Origin of the sequence: Microbacterium sp. UCD-TDU, from assembly GCF_000340625.1 — a bacterium.
Taxonomy (GTDB): domain Bacteria; phylum Actinomycetota; class Actinomycetes; order Actinomycetales; family Microbacteriaceae; genus Microbacterium; species Microbacterium maritypicum.
The window spans coordinates 259,700-284,908 of record NZ_KB454446.1 but is presented as its reverse complement, the minus strand read 5'-3'; the positions used below and the strand labels follow the sequence as shown (position 1 = coordinate 284,908).

The following is a 25,209-nucleotide window of genomic DNA, read 5'->3' as shown; positions in this document are numbered from 1 at the left end:
ATGACGTTCGTCCTCCGACGAGCCGGGCAGGCCGCGATCGTTCTGATCGCGGCCTTCACGGCCACCTTCTTCCTGCTGCAGCTGCTGCCGGGCGATGCGATCCTGATCAAGTTCTCCGATCTCAGCCTCGGGCTGTCGCCGGACCAGCTCGACAGCATCCGCACCACCTACGGCGCCGATCTGCCCTGGTGGGAGCAGTACGTGCATGCGGGCCTCGGCTTCCTCGCCGGGAACTTCGGCTTCTCGACGCAGTTCGGCACGCCCGTGCTGACGATGCTCACCGAGGCGCTTCCTGCGACTCTGCTGCTCGCATCGCTCGGACTCGTCGTCGCCCTGCTGCTGGCCGTGCTGATCGCCGGGCTCTCCTGGCTCGCCCCCTTCGCCTGGCTGCGCGACGGCCTCCGCCAGGTGCCGGGCCTGTTCGTGGCGGTGCCGGTGTTCTGGCTCGGCATCCTGCTCATCCAGGTGTTCTCGTTCGGACTCGGCTGGGTACCCATCGTCGGAGCCGACCCGGTGAGCGGGCTCGTCCTTCCCGTGCTGACCCTCGCCGTGCCGATCTCTGCCCCGCTGGCGCAGGTGCTGGTCCGCGCGATCGACCAGGTGCAGGCGCAGCCGTTCGTCACCGTGGTGCGGGCGAAGGGCGCCCCGCCGCTGTGGGTGCTCACGCGCTCGGTCGCCCGCAACGCCGCCGTACCGACCCTCACGATCGCCGGAGTGTTGTTCGGCGAACTCGTCGGGGGAGCGGTCGTGACCGAGACCGTCTTCGGACGCACGGGCATCGGCCGCCTCACCGAGCAGGCCGTCGCGAACCAGGACATCCCGGTGCTGCAGGGCGTCGTGCTGCTCTCGGCGCTCGGCTTCGTGGTGATCAGCTTCGCGGTCGATCTCGTCACCCCTCTCATCGACCCGCGCCAGCGCACGCTCTCGCGCTCCACCGCATCCACCGCCTCGCGCCCCGCACCCCAGGAGGTGTCCGCATGACCGCTCCCGTGATCGCCCAGACGAGCGTCGAGTCCGACGTCGTCGCGGCGCCGGTCGTTCCGGAGGGCACGCAGCCGCCTCGCGCGGGCGGTCGTCTGCGCCGCCGTGCGTGGGGGCTGTATCTGGCCTTCGCCGTGGTCGCCGTCGCCGTGCTCTGGGCCGTCGTCCCCGGGGTGTTCGCGCCCGGTGACCCGCTCACCGGCGTGCCGGCAGACAAGCTGCTGCCCCCGAGCGCCGCGCACTGGTTCGGCACCGACACTCTCGGCCGCGACCTGTTCGGCCGTGTCGTCCACGGCGCCGTGCACTCGCTCTCGGGCGCGCTGATCGCCGTCACCGTCGGTCTCGCCCTCGGCACCGTGCTCGGCGCGATCGCCGGAGCCGTTGGCGGCGTGGTCGACGACGTCCTGATGCGGATCGTCGACGTGCTGCTCGCGATCCCCGGGCTGCTGCTGTCGCTCTCGGTGATCATCCTGCTCGGGTTCGGCACGGTCAACGCCGCCCTCGCGGTCGGCCTCGGCAGCGTGGCGGCCTTCGCACGTCTGATGCGGGCCGAGGTCGCCCGCGTGCGGCGCACCGAGTACGTCGAGGCGGCCTTCGGCAGCGGTGCCACGTTCTTCGCAGCCCTCCGCCGACACGTGCTTCCCAACTCCCTCACCCCGATCGTCGCGCTCGCCGCGCTGCAGTTCGGCACCGCGATCCTCGCGATCTCGACCCTCGGCTTCCTCGGCTACGGCGCCCCGCCGCCCACCCCGGAGTGGGGACTGCTGATCGCCGAGGGTCGCAACTACGTGGGCACCGCCTGGTGGCTCACCGCGCTCCCCGGTCTCGTCGTCGTCGCGGTCGTGCTCAGCGCCAACCGCATCAGCAACCGCATCGGAAGGAGGACGCGATGAGCGTTCTGGCAGCGACGGATCTGCGGATCTCCTACAACGGCAGGGAAGTCGTGCACGGCGTCTCGTTCGAGATCGCGGAAGGCGAGACGCTCGCCCTGGTCGGCGAGTCTGGATCGGGCAAGTCCACGACCGCCCATGCGATCCTCGGTCTCCTGCCCGCCGGCGGCACGGTCGACGGCGGGAGCGTGGTGCTCGGAGACCTCGACATCTCGGGATGGACCGATCGCGCGCTGCGGGGCATCCGCGGTGCGGAGATCGGTCTGGTGCCGCAGGACCCCACCACCTCCCTCGACCCCGTGCGCTCGGTCGGAGCGCAGGTCGAGGAGATCCTGCGCCTGCACGGACATCGGGACCGGCGCTCGCGTCGCGCACGGGTGATCGAGCTGCTCGACCGCGTCGGCATCGACGACCCGGACCTGCGGGCACGGCAGTACCCGCACGAGCTTTCCGGCGGCATGCGTCAGCGGGTGCTGATCGCCACGGCGATCGCGCTGCGGCCCCGTCTGCTGATCGCGGACGAGCCGACCAGTGCGCTCGATGCCACCGTGCAGCGCACCGTGCTCGATCTGCTCGACGAACTGCAGCGCGAGGAGGGCACCAGCATCCTGCTCGTGACCCATGATCTCGGGGTGGCTGCGGACCGTGCCGAGCGTCTCGTCGTGCTCAAGGGCGGACGGATCGTGGAACAGGGGCCGAGCGAGGCGGTGCTGGCCGCGCCGTCCGATCCCTACACGCGACAGCTGCTCGCCGATGCTCCTGCGTTCGCGACCGGATTCCGTCGGCCCGAGGCCCCGCCGTTCCTGCGCGATGCGGCGGCCGTGGCGGCGGAGAACCCCTATGCGATCGTGGCCGAGGGGCTCGTGAAGGAGTTCCGGGTGGCGGGGCGCGAGCGGTTCCGCGTGGTGGACGACGTCTCGTTCCGTGTGCGCCGGGGCACCACTCACGCGCTCGTGGGGGAGTCGGGCTCGGGCAAGACCACCACGGCGCGGCTGATCACGCGATTCCACCAGCCCGATGCCGGGGCCATCGAGGTCGCGGGAGAAGACGTCACGCACGCGAAGCGCGAGCAGCTGCGCGCTCTGCGCCGACGCGTGCAGCTGGTCTACCAGAACCCCTTCGCTTCTTTGGATCCCCGTCAGCCGATCATCGACATCGTCGCGGAGCCGCTGCAGAACTTCCGCGTCGGCTCGCGTGCCGAGCGTAGGGAGCGCGCGCTCGCCCTCCTCGACCGGGTCTCGCTGCCCGCCGACCTCGCACGCCGCACCCCGCGCGAGCTCTCGGGCGGACAGCGGCAGCGCGTCGCGATCGCCAGGGCCCTCGCGATCGATCCGGAGGTCGTGGTGCTCGACGAGGCCGTGTCGGCGCTGGATGTCACGGTGCAGGCACGCATCCTCGAACTGCTCACCTCGTTGCAGGCGGAGCTCGCACTCACGTACCTGTTCATCTCGCACGACCTCGCCGTCGTGCGCAGGATCAGCCACACGGTCTCGGTCATGCGCCGTGGCCGGATCGTCGAGGAGGGGCAGACGGAGGACCTCTTCCGCGACCCGCAGCACGAGTACACCAGGGAGCTGCTGGCCGCGGTCCCCGGACGAACGGAGAACCTCGTATGACCACCGCCCCCACTGTCGCCTTCTTCACCCGCCTGCTCGACGACGCAACCGCGGCTTCGCGGTACGCGCTGGCGACCGCACAGATCCAGCAGGCGGAGCGGCACGGGATCGGTCGCGCCTGGGTCGCCCAGCATCACTTCCACGCGGCGGAGGGAGGCTTGCCGTCGCCGCTCGTCTTCCTCGCGCACGTGGCCGCCGCGACCACGGACATCCGCCTCGGCACCGGGGTGATCACCCTGCCGTTGGAGGATCCGGTGCGCGTCGCCGAAGACGCCGCCGTCGCCGATCTGCTCTCCGGGGGGCGTGTGGATCTGGGACTCGGCAGCGGCGGCACCCCCTCGTCGTTCGTGCCGTTCGGGGAGGACGTGCGCGACAAGGCGCCGACCTACGACCGCAAGCTGCGAACGCTGCTCGACGGCCTCGCCGGGCGCGATGTCGGCGCGGGCAACACGCTCTACCCGGATGCCGGCGACCTCGCCGACCGCATCTGGCAGGCCACCTTCTCAGCTCCCGGCGGGCACCGTGCCGGGGTGCACGGGCACGGCCTGCTGCTCTCCCGCACGCAGCCGCGCCGCGCCGACCGCCTGCACGCGCCGTTGTCGGAACTGCAGGACCCGATCATCGACGCCTACCTCGACGCTCTGCCGGAGGGAGCGACTCCGCGGATCACCGCCTCACGCACCGTGTTCGTCGCGGACGACCGTGCCGAGGCGCTGCGGTTCGCCGAGGTCGGGTTGCGCAGGGCGGCGGAGGGCTTCCGCCGGCAGGGGCAGACGATCCCCGGCGACAGCATCGACGAACTGATCGCCGCCCTCGATACGCACCTGGGCACGCCCGAAGATGTGGCGGAGTCTCTCGCCGCCGACCGCACCCTCGCCCGGGCGACCGAGGTGGCATTCCAGGTGCACTCGGTCGACGCACCGCATGAGCACGTGCTGCGCTCGATCGCCCTCTTCGCCGACGAGGTCGCTCCCGCCCTCGGCTACGCACTCAGCCCTTCCACCCCAGACACCCTCACCCTCAAGGAGAACGCATGACCGACGACATCGTGGACCGCATCGTGGAGGTGACGCCGGAGCTGGATGCCCTGCGTCGTCGCCGTCCTGTCACCAGGGAGCAGCTGCAGGCGAGCTTCGACGCCCTCTTCCGGCCGGTCACGGTCGCGCACGTCTCGCAGGCGGAGCGCGAGCTCGTCGCGGCCTTCGCGACCGGGCTGGCCGGAGCCGATGACGCGACCGCGGTGTTCTACGCCGTCCGTGCACGGGAGACGGACCCGCAGCGGGCGCGCGTGGTGTCGGCGGAGGCGGCCGATGCGGCCGTGCGCGGTCCTTTCGGCGCCTACACCGAGCTCGGCCTGCAGAACGAGAACACCGAGGGTGAGCGGTACGAGCCCGCCGGCGCCGTCACCGCGGTCATCGGCGAGCGCCTCGCCGCCGCGCTCGCGCACACGCATCTGCTCGTGTTCCGCCCTCGTGAGGCCTCGGGTGCCGACCTCGGACGCCTGCTGGACGCCGGGTGGTCGGCGGACGGGATCGTGACGTTGTCGCAGCTGGTGTCGTTCCTCGCCTTCCAGCAACGCGTGGTCACCGGGCTTCGGGTGCTCTCTGCCGCAGGGCTCGCCCGGACCGCACTCTCCGAGGAGGAAGCAGCATGACCATCGAACAGACCGTGCTCCGTCACGACGACGCCCCGCACCCGCACGCCTTCACCCGCGGCGAGGTCGGCTGGGTCCCGCACCTGGAACCTCTCGCGGAGGAGGAGCTGACCGCGCGGCACTACGACGGTCTCGTCGACGCCGCGCGGGCGAAGAACGACTACTTCCGACTGCTGGCTCGCGACCCCGAGGTGCTCAAGGCACGCACGTTGGTGGACAAGGACATCTTCTACAACGCTGCGGAGGGCCTCCCGCGTGCGGACCGCGAGCTGGCGGCCACGGCGGCATCGCGTCGCAACGGCTGCGTCTTCTGCGCGTCGGTGCACTCTCGTTTCGCTGCGCACCACAGCAAGCGCACAGACGACGTCGACCTGCTGCTCGACGAGGGCGTCGATGCCGACCTCGGTGCGCGCTGGAACGCGATCGTCGCGGCATCCGTCGCCCTCACCGACACGCCCAGTGCGTTCGGCGAGGAGGAGATCGCGCGACTGCGCGCAGCAGGACTCGACGATCTGGAGGTCGCCGACCTCATCCACGGCGCCGCGTTCTTCAACTGGGCGAACCGGCTGATGCTGTCGATCGGACGGCCGGTGGCTCCGGCCTGATCCGGAACGGCTGCCGCTACGGCAGCAGGATGATCTTGCCCGAGGCGGCGCCGGATTCCATGAGCTCATGGGCCCGCGCCGCTTCGGCGAGAGGCAGCTGCGGTCCGAGCTCGATCGTGAAGTCCCCGGCATCCAGGAGCGCGATCGTCTCGGGCAGGGCCTCGGCACGCCAGGCGAGTTCCTGCGCGGTCAACGGCACGGGGGAGCCGCCGGAGAAGGCGCGGATGCCGAAGGACGCGGCATCCGGCCCCCGCACGATCGTCGCGATGCGGTCGCGGTCGGCCACCAGGGCGAGGGAGGCCTCGATCGCCTCGTCGGTGCCCGCGCAGTCGAGAGCCACCGTGACGGGGGACGACGCGACCTCGCGGACCCGGTCGAGCAGGCCGTCGCCGTAGGCCACGGGGAGGGCGCCGAGCTCGCGCAGCTGGTCGTGGCGGGCGGGGCTTCCGGTCGCGATCACGGTCGCACCCCAGGCGACGGCGAACTGCACGGCCGCCTGACCGACGGCTCCGGAGCCTCCGTGCACGAGCAGTACGTCGCCCTCGGTCACCCCGAGCGAGCGCAGCGCCTGGTAGGCGGTTCCGGCGGGGATGCCGATCCCGGCACCTTCGGCAGTGGTGACGGAGTCGGGGAGCTTGGCGAGGTTCGCGCTCGGGATGGCGAGCGCCGAGGCATAGGTGCCATGCCCGTCGCGGATGGCGACACGGTCGCCGACCGCGAAGTCGTCGACGCCCTCACCGAGTGCCTCGATGACGCCGGCGCCGTCGAAGCCGACCGGACGCGGCTCGGTGATCGGCGGCGACGGGCGCTTGCCGCCGCGCAGCTTCGCGTCGATCGGATTCGCCCCTGCCGCATCGATGCGCACGACCACCTCGCCCCGTGCCGCGACGGGATCGGGGACCTCGATCAGATGCAAGACAGCGGGGGAGCCGATTTCGGTGTACACGATCGCGCGAGCCATGCGCTCAAGGCTACCCGCGGCGTGCCGAGCGGTCGCGGATCAGCGCCCGGACAGCGCCTTCATGATGCGCTGCGGCGACACCGGCTGCGCGGTGCCCAATCGCTGTGCGAAGACGCTCACCCGATACTCCTCCAGCAGCCAGCGCACTTCGACGAGCGCGGGTGTCGCATCGGCGGGGAGCGGGATCGTGCCGCCCGCGTCTTCGAAGGCCTTCGCCATCCGCTCGTACTCGGTCATGCGCGCGCGGTCCTTGCCGGGCTCGCTGGAGAGGGTCTTCAGCCGGTCGAGCATCCCCTCCAGGTATCGGGGGAACTGCGTGAGGCGGTCGGCGCCGGCGGCGGAGACGAAACCGGGGTGCAGCAGGCCGCTCAGCTGGGTGCGGATGTCGTTGAGGGGTCCGAGCAGGGCGAGCGAGTTCTGGGACTTGATGCCGCGCTCGACGTCGCGGGATTTGGTGAGGATACGGGCGACCAGGGAGACGCACGCGAAGAGCTCGTCGACGAGGACGGAGGAGACCGCGTCGCGCACCCGCGCGAAGTCCGCCTCGTTGCGCACGATCCCGTCGGGCACGAGACCCTCGATGACCTTGCGCGCGACCGCCGCGCGGCAGTCCTCGATGAGGGCGGCGGCGGAGGGGTAGGGCGAGGCGGCGAGCGCCAGCTTCTCCTGGCTGGTGAGGTGCTCCTGCACGTAGGAGGAGGGCGAGGGAACGCCCAGCAGCACGAGCCGCAGCACGCCGTCGCGTGTGGCGGCAGCCGCGGCATCAGGGGTGGATTCGACGCGCACCGAAACGGTCTTGCCCTGGTCGACGATGGCCGGATACCCCCGCACGACGCCGCCGGCGACGCGGGTGTCGAGCACCTCGGGCAGGTCGGCGAAGGTCCAGGCGGTGAGCCCCGTCTGCTCGAGCGGTGCGGCGGCCACGCGCTCGACGCCGCCGCGTTCGGCTCCGCGGCCCGCTCGTGGCGTGCCGGCGCGGGCGGGGGCGGCGATCGATCGGGCGACGCTGCTGCGTGCGCGGTCGGAGAGCTGGGACTGCAGGGCACGCAGATCGCGCCTCGAGCCGACGATCCTGCCGCGCTCGTCCACGGCGCGGAAGTTCATGCGCAGGTGCGGCGGCACCCGCTCGTCGTCGAAGTCTGCGGCGGAGACCAGCTGATTCGCGAGCGGCTGGATGCGGCGGGCGAGGGCCTCCTTGAGCGTGCGCGGCGGCAGGCCGCCGTGCGACTCCGGCCCCTCCTCGACGAGCTCTGCACCGAACTTCTCGGCCCAATCGGCCGCGGGGACGACGTGGCGGCGGATCGCCTTGGGGAGGGCGCGCAGAAGCCCGGTCACGAGTTCGGCGCGCAGACCGGGCACCTGCCAGTCGAAGCCGCGGTCCTCGATCTGCGCGAGGAGCGGCAACGGCACGACCACGCTCACACCGTCGTCGTCGGCGCCGGGCTCGAACCGGTACGCGAGGCCGAGCACCTGGTCGCCCTGCGTCCACCGGGTCGGGAACTCGCGCTGATCCGCTCGTTCCTCGTCATCGATCAGGTCGCTCTCGCGCATCACGAGCAACTTCGGTGTCGTGGCCATCGCCTCGCGCCACCAGCTCTCGAACGAGCGCACGTCGAACACATCGGTGGGGATGCGTTCGTCGTAGAACCGGAAGACGGCTTCGTCGCCGGCGAGGATGTCGCGGCGGCGCTCGCGCTCCTCGAGCTTCTCGAGGCGTTTGCGCAATTCGGCGTTGCTGCGCCAGAAGGCGCTCACCCGCTTGTCGATCCGTGTCGGATCCCACTCGCCCTCGACGAGCGCATGCCGCACGAACAGCTCTCGCGAGGCGGCCCGGTCGATGCGGGCGAACTGCACGCGCCGACGCGGGATGATCTCGAGCCCGAACAGCGTCACCTTCTCGAAGGCGACCGCGGCGCCGGCATCCTTCGACCAGTGCGGCTCGGTCACCTGTCGCTTGGCGAGGTCGCCGGCGAGCGGCTCGGCCCAGGCGGGATCGATCGCGGCGACCGTGCGCGCGAACGTGCGCGAGGTCTCGACGATCTCGGCGGCGATCACCGCGCGTGGGCTCTTCTTGCGCAGCCCCGACCCGGGGAAGATCGAGAAGCGGATGCCGCGGGCGCCGCGGTACTCCGCGACACGGCGGCCCTTCGGCTCCTTGGCGGGGGAGTGCGATCTACCCGCAGGGGCGGTGCGCTCGTCGAGGATGCCGATCTGCGAGAGCAGACCCGACAGCAGGGCGCGGTGGATGGCGTCGGGATCGCTGGTCGCGTCGCGCTCGTCCGTGCGGGCGTCGTCGCGCTGCCGGTCCGGTGTCTTCACGAGTGTGCGCAGCTGGCGATGCACGTCGAACCATTCGCGCACCCGCACGTAGTTGAGGTGCTCGGAGCGGCACAGCCGGCGGAAGGCGCTCGAGCCGAGTTCGCGCTGCTGCTCGCGCAGGTGGTTCCAGAGGTTCAGCAGGGTGAGGAAGTCGCTGGTCGGGTCGACGAATCGCGCGTGCAGACGGTCGGCCTCCTCCCGGCGTTCCTCCGGCCGCTCCCGCACATCCTGGATCGTCATGCCCGAGACGATCGCGAGCACGTCGCGCGTCACGGTGCCGCCGGAACCGGCCCGACCGGCTTCGATCAGCATGCGGGCGAACCGCGGGTCGATCGGCATGCGCGAGATGTCGCGACCCGTGCGGGTGAGGTGCGGGGCGCCGTCGCGGCGGGACGGCTCGACCGCACCGAGCTCGGTGAGCAGGTCGAACGCGGCCTTCACACCGCGGGAGTCGGGCGGGGTGAGGAAGGGGAACGCCGTGATGTCGCCGAAGCCGAGCGAGAGCATCTGCAGGATGACCGAGGCCAGAGACGTGCGCAGGATCTCGGGCTCGGTGTATTCCGGCCGCTTGGCGTAGTCCTCTTCCGAGTAGAGGCGGATGGCGATGCCGTCGCTGGTTCGACCCGCGCGGCCCGAACGCTGATTGGCCGAGGCCTGCGAGACGGCCTCGATCGGCAGCCGCTGCACCTTGGAGCGATTGCTGTACCGGGAGATGCGTGCGGTGCCGGTGTCGATCACGTACTTGATGCCGGGGACCGTGAGGCTCGTCTCGGCGACGTTGGTGGCGAGGATCACCCGGCGGCGCACCCCGGCCACCCGGCTGCGCTCGAACACCCGGTGCTGATCGGCGGCGGAGAGGCGTCCGAACAGGGGCAGCACCTCGGTGGGGGCGCGGTCGTTCGCATAGGCGCCGCGAACGGCGTCGGCGGCATCGCGGATCTCGGCCTCGCCGGGGAGGAAGACGAGCACGTCGCCCGGCGCCTCGCGGTCGAGTTCGCGCAGCGCGGCGACGATGGCCGAGACCTCGTCCTCCGGCTCGGCCGGCTCGGCCTCGTCGTCCGCATCCTCGACCGGACCGCGATAGCGGATCTCCACCGGATAGGTGCGTCCCGAGACCTCGATGATCGGCGCCGGGGTGCCATCCGGCGCGGCGAAGTGCTTCGCGAAGCTCTCCGGATCGATCGTCGCCGAGGTGATGATCACCTTGAGGTCGGGGCGCTCCGGGAGGATGCGAGCCAGGTAGCCGAGCAGGAAGTCGACGTTGAGGGAGCGCTCGTGCGCCTCGTCGATGATGATCGTGTCGTAGCGCGTGAGCAGCCGGTCGCGGTGGATCTCGTTGAGCAGGATGCCGTCGGTCATCAGGGCGATGCGGGTGGTGTCGGACACCTTGTCGGTGAAGCGCACCTTGTATCCGACGAGCGTGCCCAGCTCGACCTGGAGCTCTTCCGCTACCCGTTCCGCGATCGTGCGGGCGGCGAGACGCCGGGGTTGGGTGTGCGCGATGCGCTCGCGCCCCAGCTCGAGCGCGATCTTCGGCAGCTGCGTGGTCTTGCCCGAGCCCGTCGCACCGGCGACGATCACGACCTGGTGGTCGCGGATGGCATCGGAGATCTCGGCCCTGGCCGCACTGACCGGCAGCTCCGGGGGATAGGAGATCACAGGGGAGGACATAGCCCTCCATCGTATGCCGGGATCGGGCATGTGCACGCCGATGTCAGCCCCTACGATCGGGGGGTGATCACTGCTCTCGCTCCCGTCCGGTGGTTCCATGAGTTCGGACGACCCCCGCGCATCCTCGGCCTCGACATCGCCAGGGGGCTGGCGATCCTCGGCATGGCCGGAGCGCACATCGGCGAGACCGAGCCGTTCCAGTGGCTCGACCCGGCCACCTGGACCGATCTGGTGCACGGACGCTCCTCGATCCTCTTCGCGGTGCTCGCCGGCATCTCGATCGCCCTGATGACCGGGCGCAGCACCCTCCCCGAGCGGGAGCGCGTCCCGAGCATCCGGCTGAATCTGATCGGCCGGGGCGCGGTGATCTTCGTGATCGGTCTGGCCCTGGAGATGCTGAACACCCCGATCGCCGTGATCCTCACGCTCTACGGCCTGCTCTACGTCGCGGTCATCCCGTTCCTGCGCTGGCGACCCTGGCAACTGCTGGCGGGAGCCGGGGTGCTCGCGCTCCTGGGCCCCGCGCTGCTCGCGTTCCTGAACGCGGTGATGCTCAACCCCTACGGTTCCGGCATCGGGTTCGTGCTGTACGGCACCTATCCGATCACCGTCTGGCTGGCCCTGGTACTGGCGGGCATGGCGCTCGGGCGCCTGAACATCGGGCAGCTGCGCACCGCGGTGGCGGCTCTCGCCATCGGCGTCGCACTCATGGTGGTCGGATACGGCCTGGGAGGGATCGGACAGGCAGTGGGCATCACCGGTGCCGTCGGCGGCAGCTCATCCGCTGCGGAGCTCTCGTCGGGCGCCGGCTCGATCATCGACGGCGGTTCCGGCAGTTGGGCTCCGCCGGCCGGGTGGGAGGACTATCCGCAGGCGCTCGCCGCGTCCGACCCGCTTCGCGCCGCGCTCACGGCGGTCTTCGCGGTCGACCCGCACAGCGGCGGCACGGCCGAGATCCTCGGATCCGGCGGCTTCGCGCTCACGATCATCGCGCTGTGTCTGCTGCTGAGCAGGCCCCTGCGCTGGGTGCTGCTCCCACTCGGTGCGCTCGGTTCCATGCCGTTGACGGCATACAGCGCGCACGTCCTCTCGATCATGGTGGTCGGCGGGCCGGGCGGGTTCTTCTCCAGCAACGCCTTCTGGGCCGCGACCGCGATCGGGCTGCTCGTGATCACGACGCTCTGGGCGATGTTCTTCGGACGCGGGCCGCTCGAACGCCTGGTCGGACGAGGAGCGGCGGCGATGGCGGCGGTGCCCCGGCGCTGAGCCGGTCGGCGCCGGGCCTCCCGGAAGCGGAGAGGGACGATGTGCTAGCGTGAGAGCGCGCACGCTGTCTGGCGTTCGCGACCGACCCGCCTTTCGGGTCGGACTGGGGAGTTCTGAACTGGGGAGTTCACACCACCGCGTCGCGGCGTTCGTCGTCGCCTCGATGTCGTCGAGCGCGCGGTGGAGCGACGACCTCGCGTTCGGAACAGCATCGACTGGGGAGTCACTGTGGGGAATACGAGTTTCGGGCGCCGAGCGCGGGGTGTCGTCGCGTCAGCGTTGACGGCAGGTCTGCTGATCGCGGGTCTGTCCGGCGTGGGCGCGAGCGCGGCGAGCGCGGCCGAGGTGCCGCCGTCGATGCCGCCGCAGTTGCAGCGCGACGAGAACGTGGTGACGTCGGATCCGATCCCGACCGTGCAGATCGACAACGGCTACGTCTGGGCGCAGACCACGATCGGCACGACCGTCTACGCGGTGGGCAAGTTCGACAACGCGCGCGAGCCGAAGGCGGCCCCCGGTACGTCGTTGACCGCACGATCGAACGTGCTGGCGTACGACATCGTGACCGGCGCGCTGTCGTCGTTCGCCCCGAAGGTCAACGGAGTGATCAAGGCGGTCGCGGCGTCTCCTGACGGATCCCGCATCTACATCGGCGGTTCGTTCAACAGCGTGAACGGCAAGGACCGCTGGAACTTCGCCGCACTGGATGCGAAGACCGGCGAGCTCGTCCCGCAGTTCACGCCGTCGATCGGCGGCAGCGGTGTGTACGCGATCACGACCGACGGATCGAACATCTACCTCGGTGGTCTGTTCACCCAGGCGAACGGCGTCGCCCGCAAGAACCTCGCCGCATTCGACGCCGGGAACGGCGCACTGCTGAGCTGGGCTCCGCTGGCCGACCGTCAGGTCGATGCCCTCGTGATGGACCCGGCAGGGGCGAAGGTCATCGTCGGAGGCCGGTTCTCGACGCTCAACGGCAGCAGCCTGCGCGGATCTGCCGCGGTGGACAAGTCCACGGGGGCCGCTGACACCGACTGGGGCATCTCCAAGGTCGTCAAGAACAGCGGGAGCAGCAGCAACTCCGGCATCTTCGCTCTCGCCACCGACGCGAACACGGTCTACGGCACCGGGTGGAGCTGGTCCGGCGGGGGCAACCTCGAGGGCACGTTCGCGGCAGAGGCGGGAAGCGGCGCTGTGCGCTGGATCGCGGACTGCCACGGCGACCACTACGGCGTCTACTCCACCGGCAAGGTGGTCTACACGACGAGCCACATGCACTCCTGCAACACGATGGGGCTGCAGCCGCAGAAGAACCCCGCGGTCTACCAGTACGCGGAGGCGTACACGACGGACGCGCGCGGCACCCTCTCCGCGAACACCTACTCCGGGTACGCCAGCTGGGCGGGAACTCCCGCTCCGTCGCCGTATCAGTGGGCACCGGACTGGTCGGTGGGCACCACGACCGGACTCGGACAGGCGGGCCTGTCGATCACCGGCTCCGGCGACATGATCTCGATCGGCGGTGAGTTCCGATCCGTCAACGGCGGTCAGTTCGAGGGACTGGTCCGCTTCTCCACCAACCCTCCGGCCGGCGCGAAGGACGGCCCCCGCGTCGCCGATGCGAACTGGAAGCCCACCGCGGGCACCTCGCCCGTTCCCGGTCGTGCTCGTGTGTCGATCCAGACCAACTGGGATCGGGATGATCTGACGCTCACCTACGAGCTGTACCGCGCCGGAACCGCTGAGCCCGTGGCGAGCACGACCGCGGACGGAACCTGGTGGAAGCGCGCGACGGTCACTCTCGACGACCCGTCGGCTACTCCGGGCGCGACCCAGAGCTACACCGTGGTCGCGAAGGACGCCGACGGCAACACCGCGACCAGTGCGAGCGTGAGCGCGAAGGCCACAGCGGGCACCGTCTCGGCATATACGACGAAGGTTCTCGCCGACGGCCCGTCGCTGTACTACCCGATGGGGAACGTCTCGAAGGACTGGGCGGGATCGAACAACCCGGTCAACGGGTCGGGCGCCACGGTCTCGTCGTCCGGGATCGAGAACGGCGGCACCGGGTCGACCACGGTCAACGGCACCACCAACGGACGGGTGTCCTCCGACGCCAAGGCGGCGGCGTCGAAGGACTTCTCCTCCGAGATCTGGTTCAAGACCACCACGACGACCGGCGGCATGCTCATCGGCTCCGGCTCCGCCAAGACGGGGAGCTCGGCGACGATCGATCGTCACCTCTACATGACGACCAGCGGCACGCTGACCTTCGGAGTCTCCGCAGGTCAGACCCGTGCCACCGTCTCCGGGGACAAGGCGCTGAACGACGGCGCCTGGCATCACGCCGTCGTCTCCCAGAGCGCGGACGGGATGAAGCTGTACGTCGACGGGGAGCTCGTCGCGTCGGATCCGGCGGTGACGAACGCCAAGACCGATCCCGCGTATGTGCGCATCGGCGGCGACCTGCTCACGGGCTGGCCGTCGGCTCCCTCGTCGAACTACTTCAAGGGGTCGCTGGATGAGGCCGCGGTGTACTCGTTCGCGTTGAACTCCGACCAGGTGCGCGCGCACTTCCAGGTCGGAAAGGGTCTCAAGGCTCCGACGGCGGTCTTCACCGCGCAGACCACCGATCTGAGCGTCGCGGTCGACGGCGCAGGTTCCGTCGCCGACGGCGCGGCCACCATCAGCGCCTACGCATGGGACTTCGGCGACGGCTCGACGGCCACCGGCGCCACGGCGTCGCACGAGTACGCGGCGGCGGGAACCTACACGGTGCGCATGACCGTGACCGACAGCAGCGGATTGTCCGCGTCGAGTGAGAAGCAGGTCGTCGTCACGGCGCCTGTCGCCGCCGATGTGGTGGTGGCCGCCGATGGATTCGATCGTGTGGTCGAGTCGGGTTGGGGCACGGCGGACATCGGGGGTCTGTGGACGCCGATGCAGGGCAAGTCGACGGCGCTGTCGGTCAAGGACGGCGCCGGGGTGATCGACCTCGTCGCGGGACAGACGCGAGAGATGCTGTTGGACGATGCGTCCGTGCGCGATTCCGCCACGACGATGTCCTACTCGCTCTCGGGCGGTCCGGAGTCGGGCACGGTCTATGTCGGTGCGGGCTCTCGTCGCACGGGTGACGTGGGGTACCGCGCTCTGGCGTGGCATCGCGCCGACGGCTCGGTGTGGGTCGTGATCCAGCGCAACGGCACGGCGATCGCCAGCGCGGCGGTCTCCGGTATGACCTGGAGCGCGGGGACCGTGTTCCATCTGTCGACCGAGACGTCCGGTTCGCCGTCGACGACGATCCGCGCCAAGGTGTGGGCCGACGGGCAGCCGGAGCCGACGGCGTGGCTGGTGTCCGCGACGGATGCGACCCCCGCGCTGCAGGGCGAGGGCTCGCCGTCGGTGTTCTCCTATCGGGCCGGCGCCGCGACCGGCACCAACGTCGTGAGCGTGAGCGAGGTCAAGACCCTTCGACAGGGCGAGTGACCGGGTGAGCGGGTGGGGGTACCGGCATGAGCCGGGCCCCCACCCTTTCTGTCAGAAGTGGGTGCCGCCGTCGATGCGCACCTCGGTGCCGGTGATGAAGGCGCCGTCCTCGCTCGCGAGCATCGCCACGACACCGGCGACCGACTCGGGGCCGGCGAAACCCTGACCGATCGCGGGTGCGAGCTTCATGAACAGGCTCATGTCGGCGTCGTCAGGAAGGCCCGGGCCGTTGCTCTGGTTGCTGCGTCCGGATCCGTCCGTCATGCCGGAGGAGATCGAACCGGGCTGCACCGCGGTGAAGCGGATCCCGTCCTTGGCGTATTCGGCCGCCAGCGCGTGGGTCATCGACTGCACGCCGCCCTTGCTGGCGGCGTAGGCCGCCATGTACGGGTGGGCGAAGCCGGCTGAGGTCGAGCTGAAGTTGACCACGGCCGACGAAGTGCCCTCGAGCAGCGCGGGGATCGCCTCACGGATCACGAGGAACGTGCCCACCAGGTTGATCCGGATGACCTGCTCGAACTGATCGAGCGTCGTCTCGTGGGTGTGCGAGGAGCGCAGGATGCCGGCGGCGTTCACGAGGACGTCGAGTCCGCCCAGGGCGGCCACCGCCTGGGCGACCCCCGCGGCGACGGAAGCCTCGTCGGCGATGTTCATCGTGACCGTCGTGAGCCGCGCGGCGAGGGGGCCGGCCTGGGCGATCGTGTCCTCGAGGCCTGCGGTGCTGACGTCGGCGGCGACGACGCTGCCGCCCTCGTGCAGCATCCGCAGCACGGTGGCCTGGCCGATGCCCGACCCTCCGCCGGTGATGAGCGCCCGACGTCCTTCGTAGCGGTTCATGGTCTTCCCTTCGTCGTGGTGTCGTGGTGCGACACTCCGTTGTAGGCAGACTATGCCTGTATGGCAGATCATGCCACCTAGGCGTTGCCTGTCGAGCAGTCGACCTCTTCCCGTACGCTGTGACGGTGGAGACCACGACCCTCACCGAGCGCCGCAAGGCCGCGACCGAACGCGACATCGCTGCCGCTGCCGCCGCTCTGTTCGCCGAGCAGAGCGTGACGGGTGTCACCGCGGAGCAGATCGCCGCGCGTGCCGGCGTTTCGGTGCGCACGTTCTACCGGTACTTCGCGCGCAAGGAAGATGCGATCGCGCCGATCCTCAGTGTGGGAGCCCAGCGCTGGCAAGAGGCGTTCGCGGAGGTCGGAGAGCGGTCGCTGCGCGCGCAGATACCGGCCGTGATCCGGGCGCAGCTCGCTGAGGACCGGACCGATGCGGGGCAGCGCTCCGAGTCCGAGGGCCTCGAGCTCGACACGATGCTCGGCGTGCTCCGCGGACTCGACGACGACACCGCGATGCGCGACGTCTGGCTGCGCGTGAACGACGATTCCGAGCGTCGGCTGCGCGTGATCCTCCAGGATCGAGGGCTCGCGGTGTGGGAGGCGACGCTGCTGGCCACCGTCGCGACGGCCTCGATCCGCGTCGGGCTCGAACAGTGGGCGGCCGATCCCGACGGCCCTCGCCCCGCGGCGCGGGCGGTCGACGCCTTCCAGGCGATGTCTCAGGGGCTGCGCGGCCTCGACTGACCTCTGCGCTCGCGGGACAGGCGGGATACGTCGCGCGCCTACAGCGGGAGCGCCAGATACAGCTGATACGCGGCTTGTCCCGCGAAGTTCTCCGCGGCGTTCGTCGGCGCTTCGACGATGTACAGACGCCCGGGGGTGTGTGGCCTCGACTGGGCATCGAGATGCCAAACGACGCGGCTGACGGTCGCGCCGTCGAAGTCGTAGCGCGTGCCCGAACCGTCGTCGAACACCTGTTCCGTGTATGTCGGGTCGCCGATCCTGGCGCGGATGTCGAGGGCCGCTTGCGCGGCATCGTCGTCGGTGGCGAACTGCAGCACCGTCACCGTGGCGCGGCCGGCGTCGGAGGTGAACACCGCTGTTGCGGCATCGCGCGAGCCGAGGTCGTTCGCCGCGTTCTTCCAGTCGCCCTCGATCCGCCAGTCGCCGGCGGTGGTTCCGATCTCCTCGGTGGCCGCGGCGCAGAGCTCGCTGCACGCGGACGTCGGCCGATCGGGGGGCGGTGTCGGGGACGCGGATGCCGACGGCGCCGCCGATGGGCGGGGGCGTCCCTCGCCGATCTCGGCGCGCAGCCCGGCGGCGAGAAGGAGATTCGTCGCGATCGTTCCGAGGAGCAGGACGGCGGCGACGACGGTGACCAGGATGACGATGGTTCGACTGCGCCGCTTGGTCGCGGCGACGATCCGGGTCTCCTCCTCGTCCGGCGCGGGCGTGTCCGCGGCAGCGGGAGGTGGCGGGAGATACTCCGCATCGTCGGAAGCGTCGCGCTCGTTCATCGTCCCTCAGCCTACGGAACCGCGGCCGCGGGCCGCGTCACCCGCACCGACTTCCCGCGTCATCGTTCGGATCCGCCTGTCATCACAGGTCATAGGCTGGAGGGATGACGATTCCTGCACTCGAACTGAACGACGGCAATTCCATCCCGCAGCTCGGCTACGGCGTCTTCAAGGTGCCGCCGGCAGAGACCGAGCGCGCGGTGAGCGAGGCGCTCGAGATCGGCTACCGCCACATCGACACCGCCGCGATCTACGGCAACGAGGAGGGCGTCGGTGCCGCCATCGCGGCTTCCGGCATCCCGCGCGACGAGCTGTTCGTCACGACGAAGCTCTGGAACGACCGCCACCACGACGACGAGCCGCGTGCGGCCATCGCCGAGAGCCTGGACAAGCTCGGCCTGGAGAAGGTCGATCTGTATCTGGTGCACTGGCCCACCCCCGCCAAGGACGACTACGTGCATGCGTTCGCGAAGCTCATCGAGCTGCGGGACGCAGGTCTCACCCGCAGCATCGGGGTCTCGAACTTCCTGGTTCCGCACCTGGAGCGCACCGTGAAGGAGACCGGTGTCGTGCCGGCCGTGAACCAGATCGAGCTGCACCCCGCCTACCAGCAGCGCGACGTGGTCGCCTGGGCCGACGCGAACGGTGTGCGCATCGAGGCGTGGGGTCCGCTCGGCCAGGGCAAGTACGACCTGTTCGGCGCTCCGGCCGTGGCGGATGCCGCGGCGGCCCACGGGGTCACCCCCGCCCAGGCCGTGCTGCGCTGGCACCTGCAGAAGGGCGTCATCGTATTCCCGAAGTCGGTGCGCGCCGAGCGCCTGCGCGAGAACCTCGATGTCTTCGGCTTCGAACTGACCGATGCCGAGATCGCGGCGATCGACGCGCTCGACCCGCTCGACGGCTCCGGCCGCGTCGGCTCCCACCCGGACGAGGTCAACTGACCCGCTCCGGTAGCCGGAGCCTTCGAGCTCACATGACGCCCTGTGTCGCACCGCGCGACACAGGGCGTCGTCGTGAGTACCGTCGAGGCATGACAGCTCCGTTCCGTGTCGTCGCCGTGTCGGGATCCCTGCACGAGCCCAGCAAGACGACCGCCCTCGTCCGCGCGATCACGGCCGCCGTCGCCGAGCGCGCTGAGGTCGAGTCGCAGCTCATCGAGCTGACGCGGATCGGTCCGGGACTGGCCGGCGCGCTCCAGCGCGACCAGCTGCCGCCGGAGGTCGAGGCGCAGCTGCAGGCGATCGAGTCCGCCGATCTGCTGATCGTGGGCAGCCCCGTCTACCGCGCCTCCTTCACCGGGCTCTTCAAGCACCTCTTCGACTTCGTCGGCCAATACGACCTGGTGGGCACGCCCGTGCTGCTGGCGGCGACCGGTGGCGGCGAGAAGCATGCGCTGATCATCGAGCACCAGCTGCGTCCGCTGTTCGCGTTCTTCCAGGCGCTCACCCTTCCGGTCGGCGTCTACGCCAGCAACACGGACTTCGACGGCTACGAGATCGTCTCCGAGGTGCTCGAAGCCCGTATCGCCCTGGCGGCGGAGCGTGCTCTGCCGTTGGTGGGGTACGCGGCGTCGCGTCCGGTCGAGCTGCTGGTCGGCTGACCCCGCCGCGCCCGCGGGCGTAGCGTGAAGGCATGACCAACCGGCTCGGCGACACCCTCAGCCCGTACCTCCGCGCGCACGCCGACAACCCCGTCGACTGGTATCCGTGGGGTGAGGAGGCGTTCGCCGAGGCGCAGCGGCGCGACGTGCCGCTGCTCATCTCGATCGGCTACTCGACCTGCCACTGGTGCCACGTGATGGCGCGGGAGTCGTTCGCCGACCCCGCCACCGCCGCGCTCATCAACGACGGGTTCGTGGCCGTGAAGGTCGACCGCGAGGAGCATCCGCAGGTCGACGGCGCCTACATGGCCGCAGCCTCGGCCTTCACGCAGAGTCTCGGCTGGCCGCTCACGGTCTTCGCCACCCCGCGCGGGCGCACCTTCTACGCCGGCACCTACTGGCCCCCGCAGGCGCGCCCCCCGATGCCCGCGTTCCGCGACGTGCTCGCGGCGGTGCGGGAAGCGTGGACGCTGCGTCGTGCGCAGGCCGAGGAGTCGGCGGATGCCGTGACCGACGCGCTCGCCCGCGCAGCGGAATCCGCGCCTTCGGCCCTGCCGGACGTCGTCGCGATCGGGACCGCGGCGCAGGCGATCGCTCAGCGCGAGGATCCGCAGTTCGGCGGCTTCGGGGGAGCCCCGAAGTTCCCGGTCGCCACGACGCTGCGCTTCCTGCAGCACCCGCTCGTGCGGGAGAGCGCTCCGGAGGCGGCGGCGGCCACCGCACGCGCGCTCGCCGCGGTGGCGGACTCCGACCTTCGCGATGCGGATGGCGGGTTCTTCCGGTATGCGACCCAGCGCGACTGGACGGTGCCGCACTACGAGCGGATGCTGACCGACAACGCGCAGCTGCTCGATGTCGCGCGCGACGCGGGAGACGAGCGCATCGTGCGCGGCATCGCTTCCTTCCTGATCGATGTGCTCCGTCGCGACGGCGGCGGATTCGGGGCGGCGCAGGACTCGGAGTCGACGATCGACGGCGAGCGCAACGAGGGCGGGTACTACCTCCGCCCGCTCGCCGAACGGGCGGAGCTCGAGCCTCCTGCGGTCGACGGCAAGGTGATCACCGGCTGGAACGGACTCGCGATCGGCGCCATCGCCAGGGCCGGCGCGACGCTCGGCGAACAGAGCTGGATCGATGCCGCGGCCTCCGCCGCGGACGAGGTGCTGCGGACCAACCGGGATGCCGACGGCGCCCTCGTGCGGGCGTCGCTCGACGGAAGGGCATCCGCCGCTTCAGCGACCGCCGCCGACCTCGGTCTTCTCGCCGACGGCCTGTTCGCGCTCGCGTTGGCGACCGGCGAGGCGACCTGGGCGATCGCGGCGCGCAGCATTGTCGACGGGGCACTCGACGGCACGGTCGGTGAAGACCCGCTGCTGTCGGCCCAGGGCATCGCGGCCTCGCCCGACCAGACCGACGGCGACCTGCCCTCTGATGCCGCTGCGGTGGCCGGTGCCGCCCTGACCGCATGGTGGCTGGGAGCGGGGGAGCGGTATCGCGACGCGGCGGTGACGACCGTGAGCGCGCTCGCGGCGCGTTCGCTGGAGCAGCCGTTCGCCCACGGCACCCTGCTGCGGGTGGCCGCGGGGCTCGCCGTTCCGCCCCGCCAGCTCGTCGTGGTGACCGGAGCGCGCGACAGCGCCCTCGCCGTGGTCGCCAGGGGAGCGGACGCCGAGGTCGTCGCCGTCGTCACCGCGGAGCAGGCGCGGGCGTTCGCCGATGCCGGGTTCGACCTGTTCGAGGGGAAGGACGCGTCGGTGGAGCGCGCCTACGACTGCCGCGCGTTCGTGTGCCGGCTGCCGGTGAGCGACCCGGCCGAGGTGTCGCTCACGCGCTGACGGCGGCCCTCAGGGGCGCTGCGGCTCCTACGCTGGGGACCGACAGGGTTCGAGAGGGGAAGCTGCATGGCCGCGCAGCAGATCGAGTGGGTCGGCATCCCGGCGGGAACACTGCAGCGGGGGACACCGCCCGACGAGGTCGACGCCCTCACCGTGCGCTATGCCGACACGGGGGTTCCGCGTGCCTGGTACGAGAAGGAGACGCCGCGCACGTCGATCGTCGTCCCGGCGTTCCGGCTCGCCCGCACCCCGGTGACCGTCGCGCAGTGGGCGGTGTTCGCGGGGGAGACCGGCGCCCGCACCATCTCCGGGATCGACGAGCATCCGGTGGTCGGAGTCACCTGGGCCGAAGCATCCGCCTTCGCCGCCTGGATCGGCTCGCAACTCGGCGAAGAGGTGCGACTGCCGACCGAAGACGAGTGGGAGAGGGCGGCGCGCGGTGACGACACCCGCGAGTTCCCCTGGGGAGACGAGTACGTGCGGGGGAGGGCGAACCTGTTCGACCTCGGGCTCGGCACCACGACGCCCGTCGGGTCGTTCCCCGACGGTGCCAGTGCGTTCGGAGTGCTCGACATGGCCGGCAACGTCGACGAGTGGACCTCCACCCGGTACGCGCCGTACCCGGGTGCGCCCGACAGCGTCCCGGCCGTCGAGGACTGGGCGGCCGACCCGCACATCACGCGCGGCGGCGCATTCCGCCACGACGTCGACCTGGCCCGCTGCGCGCGGCGACACGGGGCCTATGAGGCCGACCTCGTCGCGGTGGGCATCGGGTTCCGGCTCGCGGCCTCCGCCGCGTGATCGTCGCGACTGTGCAATCTGCCTAACAGTTCCCCGAGGGCTGCCGGTCGATTGCGCGAGATGCGCAGCTTCCGGTGCGCCGATTGCCCAGTGGCCGCGATCCGTTCTACTGTTGCGCGACAGCAGGCGGTGCCGCTCGGGGGCCGCCCATGGATCACAGCAAGGACGCTCTGACGATGCCCCTCCCCACCCGCGCCGGACTCGACGCCGTTCCCGCATACCGTCAGGGGCGCTCCGCTCCGGCCGGTGCCTCGAAGCTCTCCTCGAACGAGTCCCCGCATCCGCCGCTGGCCTCGGTCGTCCAGGCCGTGCGCGATCGCCTCGACGGCATCAACCGCTATCCCGACATGAGCGCCGCGGCGCTTCGCGAACGGCTCGCCGAACGCTACGGCGTCGATGCGTCCGAGGTCACCGTCGGGGCGGGATCGGTCGAGATCGCCTCCCAGCTCATCCACGCGGTGGCAGGTGACGGCGACGAGGTCATCTTCGCGTGGCGGTCGTTCGAGGCGTATCCCTCGCTGGTGCGCATCGCCGGGGCCGCACCCGTACCGGTGCCGCTCGACGCGGACCACGGGCACGACCTCGATGCCATGCTCGCGGCGATCACCCCGCGCACCCGCCTGATCTTCGTGTGCAACCCGAACAACCCGACCGGGACCGTCGTCGGGGCCGAGGAGCTGGAGCGCTTCGTCTCCGCGGTTCCGCACGACGTGCTCGTGGTGATCGACGAGGCCTATGTGCACTTCGACCGCACCGAGAGCAGGGGCGCCGGCATCGAGCTGTTCCGCCGGCACCCGCACGTGGCGGTGCTGCACACGTTCTCCAAGGCCTACGGGCTCGCCGGGCTCCGCATCGGCTACGCGATCGCCCCGGCCGCCGTCGCCGAGAACCAGCGCAAGGTCGCCGTCCCCTTCGGGGTGACCGACCTCGCTCAGGTCGCGGCTCTGGCCTCGCTGGACGCCGAGGACGAGCTCGCGACCCGCATCGACGACGTCGTGGCCCAGCGCGATCGCCTCCACGCCGTGCTCACCGCAGCCGGATGGCCTGCCGTCCGCTCCCAGGCCAACTTCGTCTGGGTGCCGTCCGCCGACCGCACCGCAGAGCTCGAGGGCCTGCTGCAGGAGGGGGGAGTGATCGCGCGCGCCTTCGCCGGGGAGGGCATCCGCATCTCCTCGGGCTCCGCGGAGGACATCGACCGGGTGGAGGCCGCGCTCGCCGCATCCGCTCCGCTCGCGGTCGATGCCGAGCGTGTGGAGGTCGGCGCATGACCGATGACCGTATGACCGAGGTGCCGCCGACCACCACGACCACCAAGGGACTGCATCCGGGCCTGACCCGCCGTCAGATCTCGATGATGGGACTGGGCGGTGCGATCGGCGCCGGTCTGTTCGTCGGATCGGGTCAGGCGATCAGCATCGCGGGACCCGCCGTGCTGGTGTCGTACCTCGTCGCCGGCGGCATCGTCGTTCTCGTGATGGCGATGCTCGCCGAGATGGTCGCGGCCCGCCCCAGCTCCGGCGCCTTCAGCTCCTACGCCCAGAAGGCGATGGGGCGCAGCGCCGGCAGTGCGGTCGGGTGGCTCTACTGGATCCAGCTGGTCGTGGTGATCGCGGCCGAGGCGACGGGGGCGGGCGCGATCGTCGCCAACTGGACGCCGGGCATCCCCGCCTGGGTGTGGGTGCTGATCTTCGTCGTGGCGCTCACCGCGGTGAACCTGTTCGGCGTGCGCAACTACGGTCGCTTCGAGTTCTGGTTCGCGGCGATCAAGGTCGCCGCGATCATCGCCTTCCTCGTGGTGGGGGTGTGCGCGATCATCGGTCTCATCCCCGGCGTGGCGGCCACCGGCATCTCGAACCTCGTCGACGCCGGCGGCTTCGCCCCGAACGGCATCGCCGGCATCGCCGGTGCCCTGTTGATCGTGGTGTTCGCCTTCGGCGGCACCGAGGTGGTCGCGATCGCGGCCGCCGAGTCGAACGATCCCGCCCACAACATCCGCCGCATCGTCCGTGAGGTGCTCGTGCGCATCCTCGTCTTCTACGTCGGATCGATCTTCGTGATCGTCGCGGTGCTGCCCTGGAACGACCCGGCCGTGAAGGCGGGGCCGTTCTCGGCGGTGCTCGAGACCCTGAACGTGCCGGGCGTCGGACTGGTGATGGACCTCATCGTCATCATCGCGCTGCTGTCGGCCATGAACGCCAACATCTACGGCGCCTCCCGCATGGCGTACTCGCTGGGGGAGCGCGGGCTCGCGCCGCTGGCCGCCACCCGCACCAGCCTCAAGGGCGTGCCGTTCGTCGCGGTGCTGGCCTCGGTCGCCTTCGGCTTCGTCACGGTCGGGCTCAACTGGGCCTTCCCCGATGTGGTCCTGCCCGCCCTGCTCAACGTGGTCGGCTCGACGCTGCTCGTGATCTGGACAGCGACCGCCGTGGCGCAGATCATCCTCCGCCGCCGCGCAGATCGGGAGGGAGAGGCGATGCCGATGCGCATGTGGGGCTTCCCCTGGCTTTCGTGGCTGTGCCTGGTGCTGCTCGCGGCCGTGATCGCCCTCGCGATGATCGATGAGGCAGCGCGCATCCAGCTGCTGCTGACGCTGGGGCTCACCGCCGTGCTCCTCCTCGTCGCCCGCGCGACCAGGGGTGTGGCCCGGCCCGGCGTCCCCCGGGAGTAGCGATGCGCATCGATCGCCTCGACGCCCAGCTCATCCGGCTGCTCACCGAGTCGCCGCAGCTGCCGATCCTCGAATGCGCGCGGCGGCTCGGCATCGCCCGCGGCACCGCGACGAGCCGACTCGCGCGCCTGCACGAGGGCGGGGTGATCGAGGCGATCGTGCCGCGCATCGACCCTGCCGGCTTCGGCTACGGCGTCGTCGCGTTCTGCCTGGTCGAGATCGATCAGAAGGTGGGGCACGACGAGGTGGCCACGGCGCTCGCCGACGCCGTGCCCGAGATCGTCGACATGCACACCGTCACGGGGGCCAGCGACATGCAGCTGCGGCTGGTGGCGCGCGATGCCACCAGGCTGCAGGAGGTGCTCGACCGGGTCGCTCTGGTGCCGGGAGTCGCCCGCACGGCGTCGTCCATCGCGATGCGCACGCATCTCTCCGGACGGGTGCTGCCGCTCGTGGAGCACGTCGCCACCGACGAGGTGCTCTCCGGCTAGCGCCTCACACCC

Annotated in this window: 20 protein-coding genes; 16 read left to right on the top strand and 4 right to left on the bottom strand. The window is 70.8% G+C overall.

Annotated features, from left to right (window positions below; genetic code table 11):
• From D514_RS24070 to D514_RS24045, 6 genes are read left to right on the top strand one after another with little or no spacing between them, the layout of a single operon-like run.
• Nucleotides 1-981, top strand: coding sequence for an ABC transporter permease (locus D514_RS24070; protein WP_017828847.1), 981 nt, complete (start codon nucleotides 1-3; stop codon nucleotides 979-981).
• Nucleotides 978-1,874 (top strand): ABC transporter permease, encoded by an 897-nt coding sequence (locus tag D514_RS24065; protein ID WP_017828846.1) that lies wholly within the window; start codon nucleotides 978-980, stop codon nucleotides 1,872-1,874. The genes D514_RS24070 and D514_RS24065 overlap by 4 nt, the downstream gene beginning before the upstream one ends.
• The gene (locus D514_RS24060; RefSeq protein WP_017828845.1) at nucleotides 1,871-3,487 is read left to right on the top strand and encodes an ABC transporter ATP-binding protein; all 1,617 of its coding nucleotides are present in this window, start codon (nucleotides 1,871-1,873) and stop codon (nucleotides 3,485-3,487) included. Before D514_RS24065 ends, D514_RS24060 begins: the two co-directional genes overlap by 4 nt.
• Entirely contained in the window at nucleotides 3,484-4,524 is a 1,041-nt protein-coding gene (locus D514_RS24055; protein WP_017828844.1) for a putative FMN-dependent luciferase-like monooxygenase, read from the top strand. Before D514_RS24060 ends, D514_RS24055 begins: the two co-directional genes overlap by 4 nt.
• On the top strand, nucleotides 4,521-5,141 hold the full coding sequence (locus D514_RS24050; protein ID WP_017828843.1) for a CMD domain protein: 621 nt from the start codon (nucleotides 4,521-4,523) through the stop codon (nucleotides 5,139-5,141). Before D514_RS24055 ends, D514_RS24050 begins: the two co-directional genes overlap by 4 nt.
• A complete protein-coding gene (locus D514_RS24045) occupies nucleotides 5,138-5,746 on the top strand; it encodes an alkylhydroperoxidase domain protein (protein WP_017828842.1) in 609 nt (202 codons plus the stop codon). Before D514_RS24050 ends, D514_RS24045 begins: the two co-directional genes overlap by 4 nt.
• A 16-nt stretch (nucleotides 5,747-5,762) precedes the next feature.
• On the opposite strand, the gene D514_RS24040 is transcribed toward D514_RS24045, so the two are convergent.
• Both D514_RS24040 and hrpA read right to left on the bottom strand, forming a co-directional pair.
• Nucleotides 5,763-6,707, bottom strand: coding sequence for an NADP-dependent oxidoreductase (locus D514_RS24040; protein WP_017828841.1), 945 nt, complete (start codon nucleotides 6,705-6,707; stop codon nucleotides 5,763-5,765).
• 39 nt (nucleotides 6,708-6,746) lie between these two features.
• Nucleotides 6,747-10,697, bottom strand: coding sequence for an ATP-dependent RNA helicase HrpA (hrpA, locus tag D514_RS24035; RefSeq protein WP_017828840.1), 3,951 nt, complete (start codon nucleotides 10,695-10,697; stop codon nucleotides 6,747-6,749).
• A gap of 63 nt (nucleotides 10,698-10,760) precedes the next feature.
• Here hrpA and D514_RS24030 point away from each other — a divergent pair, with 63 nt between their 5' ends.
• Together D514_RS24030 and D514_RS24025 are read left to right on the top strand one after the other, a co-directional pair.
• Nucleotides 10,761-11,963, top strand: coding sequence for a heparan-alpha-glucosaminide N-acetyltransferase domain-containing protein (locus tag D514_RS24030; RefSeq protein WP_236610913.1), 1,203 nt, complete (start codon nucleotides 10,761-10,763; stop codon nucleotides 11,961-11,963).
• Between the two features lie 228 nt (nucleotides 11,964-12,191).
• On the top strand, nucleotides 12,192-15,449 hold the full coding sequence (locus D514_RS24025) for a LamG-like jellyroll fold domain-containing protein (protein ID WP_236610912.1): 3,258 nt from the start codon (nucleotides 12,192-12,194) through the stop codon (nucleotides 15,447-15,449).
• A 51-nt stretch (nucleotides 15,450-15,500) separates the two neighbouring features.
• Here the strand turns inward: D514_RS24025 and D514_RS24020 are convergent, their stop codons facing one another.
• Nucleotides 15,501-16,286, bottom strand: a complete 786-nt coding sequence (locus D514_RS24020) for an SDR family NAD(P)-dependent oxidoreductase (RefSeq protein WP_017828837.1) — start codon at nucleotides 16,284-16,286, stop codon at nucleotides 15,501-15,503.
• Nucleotides 16,287-16,411: 125 nt separating this feature from the next.
• Here D514_RS24020 and D514_RS24015 point away from each other — a divergent pair, with 125 nt between their 5' ends.
• Entirely contained in the window at nucleotides 16,412-17,029 is a 618-nt protein-coding gene (locus D514_RS24015; protein ID WP_144052946.1) for a TetR/AcrR family transcriptional regulator, read from the top strand.
• 38 nt (nucleotides 17,030-17,067) lie between these two features.
• Here D514_RS24015 and D514_RS24010 read toward each other — a convergent pair whose 3' ends face one another.
• Nucleotides 17,068-17,802 (bottom strand): hypothetical protein, encoded by a 735-nt coding sequence (locus D514_RS24010; RefSeq protein ID WP_017828835.1) that lies wholly within the window; start codon nucleotides 17,800-17,802, stop codon nucleotides 17,068-17,070.
• Between the two features lie 104 nt (nucleotides 17,803-17,906).
• Here D514_RS24010 and D514_RS24005 point away from each other — a divergent pair, with 104 nt between their 5' ends.
• The 7 genes from D514_RS24005 to D514_RS23975 all read left to right on the top strand — a co-directional run bounded on the left by D514_RS24005 (nucleotide 17,907) and on the right by D514_RS23975 (nucleotide 25,197).
• Entirely contained in the window at nucleotides 17,907-18,743 is an 837-nt protein-coding gene (locus D514_RS24005; protein ID WP_017828834.1) for an aldo/keto reductase, read from the top strand.
• A gap of 89 nt (nucleotides 18,744-18,832) precedes the next feature.
• Nucleotides 18,833-19,402: an FMN reductase gene (gene msuE, locus D514_RS24000; protein WP_017828833.1), complete on the top strand. Its 570-nt coding sequence runs from the start codon at nucleotides 18,833-18,835 to the stop codon at nucleotides 19,400-19,402.
• 32 nt (nucleotides 19,403-19,434) lie between these two features.
• Complete coding sequence (locus D514_RS23995; RefSeq protein WP_017828832.1) at nucleotides 19,435-21,237, top strand: thioredoxin domain-containing protein; 1,803 nt, start codon at nucleotides 19,435-19,437, stop codon at nucleotides 21,235-21,237.
• Nucleotides 21,238-21,303: 66 nt separating this feature from the next.
• Nucleotides 21,304-22,038 carry an SUMF1/EgtB/PvdO family nonheme iron enzyme gene (locus D514_RS23990; RefSeq protein WP_017828831.1) on the top strand — a complete coding sequence of 245 codons (735 nt, stop codon included), beginning with the start codon at nucleotides 21,304-21,306 and terminating at the stop codon, nucleotides 22,036-22,038.
• Nucleotides 22,039-22,214: 176 nt separating this feature from the next.
• On the top strand, nucleotides 22,215-23,306 hold the full coding sequence (gene hisC, locus D514_RS23985) for a histidinol-phosphate transaminase (RefSeq protein ID WP_036323023.1): 1,092 nt from the start codon (nucleotides 22,215-22,217) through the stop codon (nucleotides 23,304-23,306).
• Nucleotides 23,303-24,706, top strand: a complete 1,404-nt coding sequence (locus tag D514_RS23980; RefSeq protein WP_017828829.1) for an amino acid permease — start codon at nucleotides 23,303-23,305, stop codon at nucleotides 24,704-24,706. The genes hisC and D514_RS23980 overlap by 4 nt, the downstream gene beginning before the upstream one ends.
• A 2-nt stretch (nucleotides 24,707-24,708) precedes the next feature.
• Nucleotides 24,709-25,197, top strand: a complete 489-nt coding sequence (locus D514_RS23975) for an Lrp/AsnC family transcriptional regulator (RefSeq protein ID WP_017828828.1) — start codon at nucleotides 24,709-24,711, stop codon at nucleotides 25,195-25,197.
• Nucleotides 25,198-25,209: the final 12 nt, after the last annotated feature.

Coding starts and splice junctions, on each gene's coding strand:
- D514_RS23980 (WP_017828829.1), top strand. CDS start 23,303: ATGACCGATGACCGTATGACCGAGGTGCCGCCGACCACCACGACCACC.
- msuE (WP_017828833.1), top strand. CDS start 18,833: ATGACAGCTCCGTTCCGTGTCGTCGCCGTGTCGGGATCCCTGCACGAG.
- D514_RS24005 (WP_017828834.1), top strand. CDS start 17,907: ATGACGATTCCTGCACTCGAACTGAACGACGGCAATTCCATCCCGCAG.
- D514_RS24045 (WP_017828842.1), top strand. CDS start 5,138: ATGACCATCGAACAGACCGTGCTCCGTCACGACGACGCCCCGCACCCG.
- hrpA (WP_017828840.1), bottom strand. CDS start 10,697: ATGTCCTCCCCTGTGATCTCCTATCCCCCGGAGCTGCCGGTCAGTGCG.
- D514_RS24050 (WP_017828843.1), top strand. CDS start 4,521: ATGACCGACGACATCGTGGACCGCATCGTGGAGGTGACGCCGGAGCTG.
- D514_RS23990 (WP_017828831.1), top strand. CDS start 21,304: ATGGCCGCGCAGCAGATCGAGTGGGTCGGCATCCCGGCGGGAACACTG.
- D514_RS24065 (WP_017828846.1), top strand. CDS start 978: ATGACCGCTCCCGTGATCGCCCAGACGAGCGTCGAGTCCGACGTCGTC.
- D514_RS24060 (WP_017828845.1), top strand. CDS start 1,871: ATGAGCGTTCTGGCAGCGACGGATCTGCGGATCTCCTACAACGGCAGG.
- D514_RS24040 (WP_017828841.1), bottom strand. CDS start 6,707: ATGGCTCGCGCGATCGTGTACACCGAAATCGGCTCCCCCGCTGTCTTG.
- D514_RS23975 (WP_017828828.1), top strand. CDS start 24,709: ATGCGCATCGATCGCCTCGACGCCCAGCTCATCCGGCTGCTCACCGAG.
- D514_RS24070 (WP_017828847.1), top strand. CDS start 1: ATGACGTTCGTCCTCCGACGAGCCGGGCAGGCCGCGATCGTTCTGATC.
- D514_RS23995 (WP_017828832.1), top strand. CDS start 19,435: ATGACCAACCGGCTCGGCGACACCCTCAGCCCGTACCTCCGCGCGCAC.
- hisC (WP_036323023.1), top strand. CDS start 22,215: ATGCCCCTCCCCACCCGCGCCGGACTCGACGCCGTTCCCGCATACCGT.
- D514_RS24055 (WP_017828844.1), top strand. CDS start 3,484: ATGACCACCGCCCCCACTGTCGCCTTCTTCACCCGCCTGCTCGACGAC.
- D514_RS24010 (WP_017828835.1), bottom strand. CDS start 17,802: ATGAACGAGCGCGACGCTTCCGACGATGCGGAGTATCTCCCGCCACCT.
- D514_RS24020 (WP_017828837.1), bottom strand. CDS start 16,286: ATGAACCGCTACGAAGGACGTCGGGCGCTCATCACCGGCGGAGGGTCG.